Source organism: Pseudomonas sp. 05N434 (assembly GCF_056396965.1).
This window is the reverse complement of record NZ_JBFTMK010000112.1, coordinates 1-11,851: the sequence shown is the minus strand read 5'-3', so window position 1 is coordinate 11,851 and position 11,851 is coordinate 1. Positions and strand designations below refer to the sequence as shown.

Here is an 11,851-nt window from a genome sequence, read left to right as displayed (position 1 = left end):
CCCCCGTATCGTCTATAAGTGCTCCGCTGGAAGTGGAAGCCTTAAGGCCAATAAAAACAGTGGCAGGGTTGCCCGATGGAGATTCAAGTGCAGGACCAGGGACTCTTTTTTACCGATGCTCAAGCCCTGGAAAACAGCGCTGAAGTTGTCAGTCCGATTGCGTCGGGACTGTGAATTTGCGACATCTACCCAGCCATTTGCGACAGGGTCGTAAAGAAGCTGAAAGGTTAGATGTGCAAGTATCGCCAATAGGGTCGGCGTGATATAAGTTTGCGCCGACACAAAAAGAAAGAGCCGCCCAGATAATAAAACAGGTGGGACGGCAGTACTCTTCTAAAAACCAAAGGAGCAAATCACGATGCGCGTGATGAAGTGGAGCATGATCGCACTGGCAGTTGCAGCAGCAGCCAGTACTCAATTGGCTACGGCCGCACCTTTCGTAAGTGACCAGGCTGACGCCAAAGGTTTTGTTGAAGATAGCAAGCTCGACTTGCTGGTTCGCAACTACTACTACAACCGTAACAAGAAAGACGGCGCCGTCGATGACAAAGACTGGACCCAGGGCATCCAGGGCATGTACAGCTCGGGCTACACCCAAGGTCTGATCGGTGTTGGCGTTGAAGCTTGGGGCCAACTGGCCATTAAGCTGGACGGTTCCGACAAGTATTCGGGTACCGGCAACATGCCCGTGGGCAATGATGGCGAAGTCGAAAACAACCAGGGCAAAGCCGGCGCTGCCGCCAAGTTCCGCATCTCCAAGACCGAGCTGAAAATCGGCGACATGCAGCCAAGCACTTCTCCGGTGTTCGCTGTAGGCGGCTCCCGCATCCTTCACCAAACTGCCAGCGGTATCCAACTGCAGAGCAGCGAAGTCAAAGACCTCGACCTCGAAGCCGGTCACTTCTACTCGGCGACCAGTCAGGACCGAAATGCCCGTGATGGCGACCTGTGGGCAACCTACGCTGGCGTGAAAGCCAACTCCATCGACTACTTCGGTGGCAAGTACGGCATTACCCCAGACCTGAGCGTGTCGCTCTACGGTGCCAAGCTCGAAGACATCTGGAACCAGTACTACGCCAACGCGAACTACACCCTCGCATTGGGTGGCGATCAGTCGATCAACTTCGACGGTAACATCTACAACACCAGGGACACTGGTAGCGCTAAAGCAGGCGAAATCAATAACACCGCCTACTCCCTCGCTGCTGCTTTCTCGTTCCTGAAGGCACACACCATCACCCTGGGCTTCCAGAAAGTGAATGGCGACACTCCGTTCGACTATATCGGCGTGGGTAAAAACAACCGTGGTGGCGACTCGATCTTCCTCGCCAACTCCATCCAGTACTCTGACTTCAACGCCCCTGGCGAGAAATCGGTACAGGCCCGTTACGACCTGAAAATGGCCGAATACGGCATCCCTGGTCTGAGATCACCGACTACCCGCTCAACATTCTGTAATTGCAGAAAGTTAGTTCGCGGTAATCAAAAAAAGGCCCATCTTCGGATGGGCCTTTTTTATTGGCTACAGCATTGTGTTTAAAGGATCGGGGCTTGCAAAATGTTTGACCAAAAGGTCAGACATCAGTTGATTGACTGTTCCTTACACCGCCGCCGATTCCTGCACCACGCGAATAACCCGCTGCGGAAATGGAATATCGATGCCGGCAGTCTTCAAGCGATCGCGCGATTGTTCGTTAAACATGAACATCACATTCCAGTAGTCGGCAGTCTTCACCCACACCCGTAGAGAAACAGTGATCGAACTGTCGCCCAGTGTGGAAATCACCGCTTCCGGTGCCGGCTCAGTCAACACTCGCGGATCCTTGGCCAGGTCCAGCAACACTTCACGGGCCTTCTGCAAGTCCGCCTCGTAGTCCACACCCACATCAAATACTACTTTGCGGGTCGGCTGACGGTTGGTGTTGGTGATGATGCCGTTCGACAGATTACCGTTAGGCACGATGATGGTTTTGTTATCGCCTGTGCGCAGAACAGTGTGGAAGATCTGGATGCTGTCGACAGTACCGGCAACACCTTGGGCTTCGATCCAGTCACCGATACGGAACGGACGGAACAACAGAATCAACACGCCGCCGGCGAAATTCGCCAGGCTGCCCTGCAGGGCCAGACCGATGGCCAGGCCGGCCGCACCGATAGCCGCGACGAAGGAGGTGGTTTCCACACCGATCATCGACGCCACGCTGACGATCAGCAGAACCTTGAGGATGATGTTCGCCAGGCTGCTGATGAAGCCTTGCAGCGCCAGGTCGGCGTTGCGCAACGCCAGCAGGCCGCCCAGTTTTTGCGTGACTTTGTTGATCAGCCACCAGCCAACGGCCAGGGTGATCACCGCCAGCAACACGCGGCTGCCGTATTCCATGATCATCGGAATCCAGGCTTGAGACGCCTTGACGAGGTTGTCCACTTCAGCATTCAAATCCATCTTCTTTCTCCTGATTTCCGGCTACCCGGCACGCAAAAAATGAGCGGCAGAAAGACCGACCCCATAAGGCCCGATCGTTTCTGCCGTTGCTTGGGCCTCGGACGTCGAAATCGCCGAGAGGTTCCCGCTTGAAAGGTCAGTCGCGGAAGTTATTGAACTGCAGCGGCATGTCGAAAGTTTTGGCGCGCAGGGCGGCGATGGCTTCCTGCAGATCGTCACGCTTTTTACCGGTGATACGTACCTGCTCACCCTGAATGGCAGCCTGGACCTTGAGCTTGGCATCTTTGACGTGGGCGACGATTTTCTTCGCCAGCTCTTTGTCGATGCCTTCCTTGAGGACCGCTTCCTGCTTCATCAGCTTGCCCGACGCGTAGGCATCCTTGACTTCAAGGCATTGCACGTCGATCTTGCGCTTGACCAGGGCCAGCTTGAGGATCTCGATCATCGCTTCGAGCTGGAAATCGGCTTCAGCGGTCAGGTTGACGGTCAGGTCTTTTTCCTTGAACTCGAAGCTGCCCTTGCCTTTCAGGTCATAACGACGATCGAGTTCCTTGACGGCGTTCTCGACCGCGTTGGTGACTTCGTGTTTGTCCAGTTCGGATACCACGTCGAACGACGGCATGTAATTTCTCCAATAAAAAGGCGCGCTCGATAACGATGGAGCGCGCTTGGCTTGCGGTTAAAATCGGGCTCATTATAACGGGTCTTTTCCAACCGATACTGCGAGCCTCACATGCCAGCGACAAACCGAGTAAAAAGCTGATGTCTACCCCTTGGCATGTTCTGGGCGCCGGCAGCCTCGGCACGTTGTGGGCCACCCGTCTGGCACGGGCTTCAGTACCGGTCAGGCTGATCGTACGGGACGCGGCGCGCCTGCAGGCCTATCAGGCGGCGGGCGGGCTGACGCTGGTCGAGCACGGCGAAGCGCAGCTGTACCCGGTGCCCGGCGAAACAGCCGACAGCGACGGACCGATCAGCCGTCTGCTGGTGGCCTGTAAAGCCTATGACGCCGTAACAGCCGTGGCCCAACTCTCCCACCGACTGACACCGGACGCCGAACTGATCCTGTTGCAAAACGGCCTTGGCAGCCAGGACGCCGTCGCCGCGCAAGTCCCGCATGCCCGCTGCATCTTCGCTTCCAGTACCGAAGGCGCGTTTCGCGATGGCGACTGGCGTGTGGTGTTTGCCGGTCATGGTTACACCTGGCTGGGAGATGCCGGCCATCCAGTGGCACCGTTCTGGCTGGAGGACTTGAGCGACGCCGGCATTCCCCATGAGTGGAGCACCGACATTCTCACAAGGCTGTGGCGCAAGCTGGCGCTCAATTGTGCGATCAACCCGTTGACCGTCCTGCACGAATGCCGCAACGGCGGTTTGCAGCAACATCAGTGCGAAGTGGCCACCCTGTGCGCCGAACTCACCGAACTGCTGGAGCGCTGCGGCCAGCCAGCGGCAGCCGAAAACCTCCGGGAGGAAGTCGAACGGGTGATCAAGGCTACCGCGACCAATTTCTCCTCGATGTACCAGGATGTCGCCAATCAGCGCCGCACCGAAATCAGCTACCTCTTGGGCCATGCCTGCAAAGTTGCGTCGCGGCATCAGTTGAACCTGCCCCACCTCAATCAATTGCAGCAGCGCTTGATCGATCATCTGCACAGCCTTGGATTGCCCAGCGACTGAGCAGCGGCTACGCTGGCCACTTGTTCCTTTTCAGCGATGAACCTGATGCCATTGCGCCAGCGCCTTGAAAACCTTCCGGTCGGCCAGAAACTGCTGGCCGCCCTGCTGGTGCTGTTGACCACCGTTTTGCTGGTCGCCAACCTGACCTTTATCAGTGCCGCGTATTACATCTCCCAGGAAAGCATGGCCCCCCAGGCCCTGCAGACCATCGGCCGACTGGTGTCCAACCCGAGCCTGGTGTCCGACGCCCTGAAGTCGCCGCAAAACGCCGAACGCCTGCTCAACGAACTCAACAGTTATTCACCACTGCGTGCGGCAGCCCTTTACGACGGCACGGGTACGCGTCTGGCGCARCTGCAACACGGCGACATGCTGAGCCTGCCAGAGCACTACCAGCACCTCGAAGCCTGGCAAGCCACGGAGTTTCGCAGCAATCAAGTGATCACCCTGCCCCGCCCCGGCACCGCTCCCGGGCATTTGCTGCTGGTGGCCAGCAGCGAATTGCCGATGGCGTTCTACACCGGGACCCTGACCGCCAGCCTGGGGATTCTGATCTTCAGCGTGCTGTTGTGGCTGGTGATCGCCCGGCAGATCAAACGCCTGATTACCCGCCCCATCCATCAGCTCGAAGAGCTGTCCCGGCAAGTCACCCGGGAAGAGAACTACGCCCTGCGCGCCTCTCGCGGCAACCACGACGAAATCGGCAGCCTCGCCGAAGCGTTCAACACCATGCTCTCGCGCATCGAGGCCCGGGAGCAGCAGCTCAAACGCGCCCGCGACGATTCCCAGGCGGCTTACGACCAGGCCCAGGGGCTGGCCGAAGAAACCCGTCACACYAACCGCAAGCTGGAACTGGAAGTTCAGGTGCGGAGCAAGATCGAGAAAAAACTTACCGGTTTCCAGAACTACCTCAACAGCATCATCGACTCCATGCCATCGGCACTGATCGCCCTCGACGAGCAGCTTTACGTGACCCAGTGGAATCAGGAGGCCAGCGCACTGTCCGGCACGCGCCTGGACGAAGCCTTGAACCAGCCGATCTTTCTCGCCTTCAAACCCCTCAAGCCGTTCCTGCCGCAGCTCAAGCAAACCGTCGAGCAGCATACGGTGGCCAAGATCGAACGCGTTACCTGGCCCAAGGACGACGAACCCCGGCATTACGCCCTGACGTTCTACCCGTTGATGGGCGGTGCCGGACGTGGCGTGGTCATCCGGATCGACGACATCACCCAGCGTCTGTCCCTGGAAGAGATGATGGTGCAGTCGGAAAAAATGCTCTCGGTCGGCGGCCTCGCCGCCGGTATGGCCCATGAGATCAACAACCCGCTGGGCGCGATCCTGCACAACGTGCAGAACATTCGTCGACGTCTGTCCCCCGACCTGCCGAAGAACCTCGAACAGGCCGAGCAAATGGGCATCGAACTGGAAACGGTCAATAAGTACCTGAAAGCGCGTGAAGTACCGCAGCTGCTCGACGGCATTCAGCAGGCTGGCGCGCGGGCGGCGAAGATCGTGACCCACATGCTCAGCTTCAGCCGCCGCAGCACTCGGCAAATGGCGCCATGCGACCTGCCGGCACTGATCGATCAAGCGGTGGAAATCGCCGGCAACGACTTCGACCTGGCCATCGGCTTCGACTTCAAGGGCCAGGCGATCATTCGCCAGTTCGATCCGGCGCTGGGCCCGGTACCCGGCACCGCCAACGAACTGGAACAGGTGCTGCTCAACCTGCTGAAAAACGCTGCGCAAGCCATTCACCAGCGTACAGACGACCGCGAACCGGGGCGGATCATTCTGCGCACAAAACTGAATCCGCCGTGGGCGGAAATCCAGGTCGAGGACAACGGCATCGGCATGAGCGAAAGCGTGCGCAAACGCACGTTCGAGCCGTTCTTCACCACCAAGGAAATCGGTCAGGGCACCGGTCTTGGGCTCTCGGTTTCGTATTTCATCATCACCAACAACCACAAGGGCCAGATGGAAGTGCAATCGACGCCGGGCCAAGGCACTTGCTTCACCTTGCGCCTGCCTTTGTCGGGCACTGCGGTGAACTCTCAAGAACTCAATCAGCTGTCGAGGTAACCATGGGCTTTCGTTTGTCGAAGATTTACACCCGCACCGGTGACAAAGGCGAAACCGGGCTTGGTGACGGCCGCCGGGTGCCCAAGGACCATCCGCGAATCGAGGCCATTGGCGAGGTCGATACGCTGAACAGCCAGGTGGGCGTGCTGTTGGCCGGGTTGGCGGCGCAAAGTGGCGAGTTTCCCGGGCTTGGCGAAGTGATCGAGGTATTGGCGCCCTGCCAGCATCGGTTGTTCGACCTCGGTGGCGAACTGGCGATGCCGGTGTATCAGGCACTGAACACGGCAGAAATCGAACGGCTGGAAGCGGCCATTGATGTGTGGAATGAAGAGCTGGGGCCGCTGGAGAATTTCATTCTGCCCGGCGGTTCGGCGCTGATTGCCCAGGCCCACGTGTGCCGCAGCCTGGCGCGTAGTGCCGAACGCCGGTGTCAGCAGTTGAATACGATCGAACCGTTGGCCGGGGTGGGCCTGGCGTATATCAATCGGTTGTCGGATTTGTTGTTTGTGGCGGCACGGTTGATTGCCAAGCGCCAGGGGATTGCCGAGATTTTATGGCAGCCTGCGGCGAAACCTTCAAACTGATCGACTGATCATTCCCACGCGGAGCGTGGGAATGATCACAGCACTGCAAATCAAGCCTCAGGCCAGAACGCCCGAATCCCCGCCACACCTTGCGCGCCCGCTTCCCAGGCTTTCTGCCGCTCTACCGGGCCAACACCACCCAACAAGAACACCGGTTTGCTGAAGCCTTCGATCAAAGTCGACGCCAGCTCCCAACCCAGCGGCTGAGCATCCGGGTGCGTCTGGGTCGGCTGCACCGGCGACAGGGTCACAAAGTCCACGCCCATCTGCTCGGCCAGCGCCAGCTCTTCAGCGTTGTGGCAGGACGCCGCCAACCAGCGCGACGCCGGTAGCGGTCGGCCGGCCGCCGCGTACTTGCGCAACTGCGCGGCAGTGATGTGCCAGCCGGCGGACGGAAAGTCCCCCAGCCATTCAAACGGCCCCTTGATCATCAACTGCGCCTTGCCGGCACACAGCCCTGCCGCGTCCACCGCCAAATCGCGGTATTGCGGGTCATAGCCATTGGGCGCACGCAACTGAATCAGCTTGATGCCGCCCGCGATGGCTTTCTGAATACCGCGCAGCAAGGCCGGGGTTTCCAGACCGTCCGGGGTGATCAGGTACTCGCCAGGCAAGCGTGCTGCCGAGACGATCGGCTGGTTGGCGGCCGGAAACTCGTAGTCCAGCAGTTCCCGCGCAGTCACCCAGGCCAAAGGCTGACCTTCGGCACCATGGGGTTCGCCGGTAAACGCCGAGACTTCCCAGACATCCAGCAACACCTGCTTGTCCGGGTAGTCGTGGCGAACCTTGATCAACGGTCGCGCGGTATTGACCACGATGCCCAACTCTTCGTGAAGCTCGCGGGCCAGGGCGGTTTCGACGGATTCGTTATCCTCGACCTTGCCACCGGGGAACTCCCACAAGCCGCCCTGATGCTGGGTGTCGGCACGCCGGGCGATGAGGATCTTGCCGTTGCTATCGCGGATAACCGCCGCGGCCACGTGTACTCGTTTCACTGCCCGACCTCCTCCAGACCTGCCTTCTGCCAGGCCTTGAAAGCTGGCCATTGGTAAATGGTTTCGACATAGGCTGCATCGACCTCGGGCAGCTTCACTTGATAGGTGCGCAGGCGGACGGCGATCGGTGCGAAAAACGCATCGGCCAGGGTCGCGCCACCGAACAGGAACGGGCCGGCTTCAGTCGCGGCCGCACGACATTCAGCCCACAACGCCAGCATGCGCTCGATCTCGGCCTGAACGTCAGGCGGAGTCGGCACCAACGGCGCATTGTGGCTCAGGTCGAACGGCATGTTGCCGCGCATGGCGAAGAAACCGCTGTGCATCTGCGCGCAAGCCGAACGCGCTTGGGCTCGGGCGGCGGTGTCTTTGGGCCAGAGGCCGGCATCGGGGAATTGCTCGGCCAGGTACTCGGCAATCGCCAGCGAATCGGCGATGGTGCCGTGTTCGCTTTTCAGCAGCGGGACTTTCCCGGTCGGCGAATGCTTGAGCACGCGTGCGCGGGTGTCCGGCTGGTTCAGCTTGATCAGTTCTTCGGTGTAGGACGCGCCGGTCAGGTCGAGGGCCAGCGCGGCGCGCAGGGACCAGGAAGAATACAGTTTGTCGCCGATGATCAGGTGGAGGCTCATGTTCGGGCGCCTTTTGGTAAGAGTACAAGCCAGAATCTTTAGCGTCTGGTGGTCCGTCTTCGCGGGCAAGTCGGATCGCCGCACAGCTCGCTCCTACAGGTGGTGTGACCTGTAGGAACGAGGTTTGCCCGCGAAAGCGATCTGTCTTACGTGCGGTACTCGGCGTTGATCTTCACGTATTCGTGGGACAGGTCGGTGGTCCAGATGGTTTCGCTGCAATCGCCGCGACCCAGCTCGATGCGGATGGTGATTTCTTCCTGCTGCATCACCGCCGCGCCCTGGGCTTCGGTGTAGGTGGCAGAACGCGCGCCACGGCTGGCGATGCACACCTCGCCAAGGAATACGTCGATCTTGCTCACGTCCAGGTTCGGTACACCGGCACGGCCTACAGCGGCCAGGATGCGGCCCCAGTTCGGGTCGGAGGCGAACAGCGCAGTCTTGATCAGCGGCGAGTGGGCCACGGTGTAACCGACGTCCAGGCATTCCTGGTGATTGCCGCCGCCGTTGACTTCAACGGTGACGAACTTGGTCGCGCCTTCGCCGTCACGCACGATGGCCTGGGCTACGTCCATGCACACTTCGAATACCGCTTGTTTCAACTTGGCGAACAGCTCGCCTTCGGCACGGGTGATTTCCGGCAGTGCGGCCTTGCCGGTGGCGATCAGCATGCAGCAGTCGTTAGTCGAGGTGTCGCCGTCGATGGTGATGCGGTTGAACGACTTGTTGGCGCCGTCCAGCAGCAGGTTTTGCAGCACCTCGCGGGAGACTTTGGCGTCGGTGGCGATGTAACCGAGCATGGTCGCCATGTTCGGGCGAATCATGCCCGCGCCTTTGCTGATGCCGGTGACAGTGATGGTCACGCCGTCATGCTGGAACTGACGGCTGGCGCCCTTGGGCAGGGTGTCGGTGGTCATGATGCCGGTGGCGGCAGCTTCCCAGTTGTTTTCCGACAAATCATCGAGGGCAGCTTGCAACGCGCCTTCGATTTTCTCGACCGGCAGCGGTTCGCCGATCACGCCGGTGGAATACGGCAGCACCAGGCTGGCATCAACGCCGGTCAGCTCAGCCAGCTTGGCGCAGGTGCGCTCGGCGGCGGCCAGGCCTGGTTCGCCGGTGCCGGCGTTGGCATTGCCAGTGTTGGTCAGCAGGTAACGTACCGGACCTTGCACGCGTTGCTTGGCCAGGATCACGGGAGCGGCGCAAAAGGCGTTCAGGGTGAACACGCCCGCCACTGTGGAACCTTCGGCACAGCGCATGACCACGACATCCTTGCGCCCCGGGCGCTTGATACCGGCCGAGGCGATACCGAGTTCAAAACCGGCAACCGGGTGCAACGTTGGCAAAGGACCAAGACCAACAGCCATGAATGCGCTCCTTAAAAAATGTTGGCACCGTCAGTGCGATGGACGGTGGTTTAAATGGCAAAACGCCGCGACGGCAGAAGCCGGTCGCGGCGCGGGTATTTCAGCGTTTGAAACGGGGTTTACTGGATCTGCCCGTGGCAATGCTTGTACTTCTTGCCCGAGCCGCAGTAGCACAGCTCGTTGCGGCCCAGTTTCTGCTCGTTGCGTACCGGTGCGGTGGCGAGAGCTACATCGATCTCTTCACCCAACACTTCCGGTTGCTCCAGGCCAGGCGCTTCGTCGTGCTGGAACTGCATGCGCGCAGCCAGCGCCTCGGCTTCCTGACGCAGACGTTGCTCTTCGGCTTCCGGATCTTCGCGGCGCACCTGAACGTGCGACAGCACACGAATCGAGTCGCGCTTGATCGAATCCAGCAGCTCGGAGAACAAGGTGAAGGACTCGCGCTTGTACTCTTGCTTCGGGTTCTTCTGCGCATAACCACGCAAGTGAATGCCGTGACGCAGGTGATCCATGGTCGACAGGTGGTCTTTCCACAGGTCGTCGAGCACGCGCAGTACGATTTGCTTCTCGAAGGAGCGCAGTGCTTCGGCACCGGCCTGGTCTTCTTTCTCGTTGTACGCGGCGATCAGTTCGTTGAGCAGCTTCTCACGCAGGGTTTCTTCGTACAGGTGGTCGTCTTCGTCGAGCCATTGCTGGATCGGCAGCGCCACACCGAAGTCGCTCTGCAACGCCGCTTCCAGACCGGACACGTCCCACTGCTCAGGCAGCGATTGTGGCGGAATGTGTGCGCTGACGGTTGCGTTGAGCACGTCCTGACGGAAATCGGCAATGGTTTCGCCAATGTTGTCGGCGGCCAACAAACTGTTACGCATGTGATAGATCACTTTACGTTGTTCGTTGTTGACGTCGTCGAACTCAAGCAGCTGCTTACGGATGTCGAAGTTGCGGCCTTCAACCTTGCGCTGAGCCTTCTCGATGGCGTTGGTCACCATGCGGTGTTCAATCGCTTCACCGGACTGCATGCCCAGCGCCTTCATGAAGTTCTTCACCCGGTCAGAGGCGAAGATGCGCATCAGGCTGTCTTCCAGCGACAGGTAGAAACGGCTGGAACCGGCGTCGCCCTGACGACCGGCACGACCGCGCAACTGGTTATCGATACGACGCGATTCGTGACGCTCGGAAGCGATCACCTGCAAGCCGCCCGACTCCAGCACTTGCTGGTGACGTTTCTGCCAGTCGGCCTTGATCTGGGCAATCTGCTCAGGGGTCGGGTCTTCCAAGGACGCCACTTCCACTTCCCAGTTACCGCCCAACAGGATGTCGGTACCACGACCGGCCATGTTGGTGGCGATGGTCAGTGCACCCGGACGACCGGCCTGAGCGATGATTTCGGCTTCTTTTTCGTGGAACTTGGCGTTCAGAACCTTGTGTTCGATGCCTTCCTTCTGAAGCAGGCCGGACATGTGCTCGGACGTTTCGATGGTGGCGGTACCCACCAGCACTGGACGGCCCTGAGCCATGCACTCCTTGATGTCGCCGATGATCGCCGCGTATTTCTCTTCGGCGGTCAGGAACACCAGGTCGTTGTAGTCTTTACGCGCCAACGGCTTGTTCGGCGGGATGACCATGACCTGCAGGCCATAGATCTGATGGAATTCGAACGCTTCGGTGTCCGCGGTACCGGTCATGCCGGACAGCTTGTTGTACAGACGGAAGTAGTTCTGGAACGTGGTCGACGCCAGGGTCTGGCTCTCGGCCTGGATGTTCAGGTTTTCCTTGGCTTCGATGGCCTGGTGCAGACCTTCGGACAAACGGCGACCCGGCATGGTACGGCCGGTGTGTTCGTCGACCAGCACCACCTGACCGTCCTGCACGATGTACTCGACATTGCGATGGAACAGTTTGTGCGCACGCAGGCCGGCATAGACGTGAGTCAGCAAGCCCAGGTTATGCGCCGAATACAGGCTCTCGCCTTCAGCCAGCAGGCCGACGCGGGTGAGCATTTCTTCGATGAACTGGTGACCGGCTTCGTTGAGTTCGACCTGACGGGTCTTCTCGTCGATGGTGTAATGGC

At 59.6% G+C, this 11,851-nt stretch carries 9 protein-coding genes and 1 pseudogene; 4 read left to right on the top strand and 6 right to left on the bottom strand.

Annotated features, from left to right (window positions below; all coding sequences use genetic code 11):
• Window positions 1–358: 358 nt before the first annotated feature.
• Window positions 359–1,453 (top strand): annotated as a pseudogene (locus AC1DLB_RS10055) (OprD family outer membrane porin); the annotation flags it as partial.
• Window positions 1,454–1,600: 147 nt separating this feature from the next.
• Here AC1DLB_RS10055 and AC1DLB_RS10050 read toward each other — a convergent pair.
• Together AC1DLB_RS10050 and AC1DLB_RS10045 are read right to left on the bottom strand one after the other, a co-directional pair.
• Window positions 1,601–2,443 (bottom strand): mechanosensitive ion channel family protein, encoded by an 843-nt coding sequence (locus AC1DLB_RS10050; RefSeq protein ID WP_064616353.1) that lies wholly within the window; start codon window positions 2,441–2,443, stop codon window positions 1,601–1,603.
• Between the two features lie 136 nt (window positions 2,444–2,579).
• Window positions 2,580–3,065 (bottom strand): YajQ family cyclic di-GMP-binding protein, encoded by a 486-nt coding sequence (locus AC1DLB_RS10045; protein WP_018926510.1) that lies wholly within the window; start codon window positions 3,063–3,065, stop codon window positions 2,580–2,582.
• 140 nt (window positions 3,066–3,205) lie between these two features.
• On the opposite strand from AC1DLB_RS10045, the gene AC1DLB_RS10040 reads away from it, so the two are divergent.
• Genes AC1DLB_RS10040 through AC1DLB_RS10030 form a run of 3 tightly spaced genes read left to right on the top strand, consistent with a single transcriptional unit; the run spans window position 3,206 to window position 6,789 of the window.
• On the top strand, window positions 3,206–4,123 hold the full coding sequence (locus tag AC1DLB_RS10040; RefSeq protein WP_064616351.1) for a putative 2-dehydropantoate 2-reductase: 918 nt from the start codon (window positions 3,206–3,208) through the stop codon (window positions 4,121–4,123).
• 45 nt (window positions 4,124–4,168) lie between these two features.
• The gene (locus tag AC1DLB_RS10035; RefSeq protein ID WP_064621203.1) at window positions 4,169–6,205 is read left to right on the top strand and encodes a sensor histidine kinase; all 2,037 of its coding nucleotides are present in this window, start codon (window positions 4,169–4,171) and stop codon (window positions 6,203–6,205) included.
• Between the two features lie 2 nt (window positions 6,206–6,207).
• The gene (locus AC1DLB_RS10030) at window positions 6,208–6,789 is read left to right on the top strand and encodes a cob(I)yrinic acid a,c-diamide adenosyltransferase (protein ID WP_018926513.1); all 582 of its coding nucleotides are present in this window, start codon (window positions 6,208–6,210) and stop codon (window positions 6,787–6,789) included.
• A 50-nt stretch (window positions 6,790–6,839) separates the two neighbouring features.
• Here the strand turns inward: AC1DLB_RS10030 and AC1DLB_RS10025 are convergent, their stop codons facing one another.
• From AC1DLB_RS10025 to secA, 4 genes are all read right to left on the bottom strand, one after another.
• Window positions 6,840–7,784: a Nudix family hydrolase gene (locus AC1DLB_RS10025; protein WP_258613217.1), complete on the bottom strand. Its 945-nt coding sequence runs from the start codon at window positions 7,782–7,784 to the stop codon at window positions 6,840–6,842.
• Window positions 7,781–8,413 carry a glutathione S-transferase family protein gene (locus tag AC1DLB_RS10020; RefSeq protein WP_064616347.1) on the bottom strand — a complete coding sequence of 211 codons (633 nt, stop codon included), beginning with the start codon at window positions 8,411–8,413 and terminating at the stop codon, window positions 7,781–7,783. Before AC1DLB_RS10020 ends, AC1DLB_RS10025 begins: the two co-directional genes overlap by 4 nt.
• Before the next feature lie 146 nt (window positions 8,414–8,559).
• A complete protein-coding gene (gene argJ, locus AC1DLB_RS10015; protein WP_019581492.1) occupies window positions 8,560–9,777 on the bottom strand; it encodes a bifunctional glutamate N-acetyltransferase/amino-acid acetyltransferase ArgJ in 1,218 nt (405 codons plus the stop codon).
• Window positions 9,778–9,896: 119 nt separating this feature from the next.
• On the bottom strand, window positions 9,897–11,851 hold a 1,955-nt coding region (gene secA, locus AC1DLB_RS10010), incomplete at its 5' end, for a preprotein translocase subunit SecA (protein WP_477784947.1).

Excerpts from the sequence above, each read along its gene's own strand:
- AC1DLB_RS10045 (WP_018926510.1), bottom strand. The coding sequence starts at position 3,065 with ATGCCGTCGTTCGACGTGGTATCCGAACTGGACAAACACGAAGTCACC.
- AC1DLB_RS10040 (WP_064616351.1), top strand. The coding sequence starts at position 3,206 with ATGTCTACCCCTTGGCATGTTCTGGGCGCCGGCAGCCTCGGCACGTTG.
- argJ (WP_019581492.1), bottom strand. The coding sequence starts at position 9,777 with ATGGCTGTTGGTCTTGGTCCTTTGCCAACGTTGCACCCGGTTGCCGGT.
- AC1DLB_RS10030 (WP_018926513.1), top strand. The coding sequence starts at position 6,208 with ATGGGCTTTCGTTTGTCGAAGATTTACACCCGCACCGGTGACAAAGGC.
- AC1DLB_RS10020 (WP_064616347.1), bottom strand. The coding sequence starts at position 8,413 with ATGAGCCTCCACCTGATCATCGGCGACAAACTGTATTCTTCCTGGTCC.
- AC1DLB_RS10050 (WP_064616353.1), bottom strand. The coding sequence starts at position 2,443 with ATGGATTTGAATGCTGAAGTGGACAACCTCGTCAAGGCGTCTCAAGCC.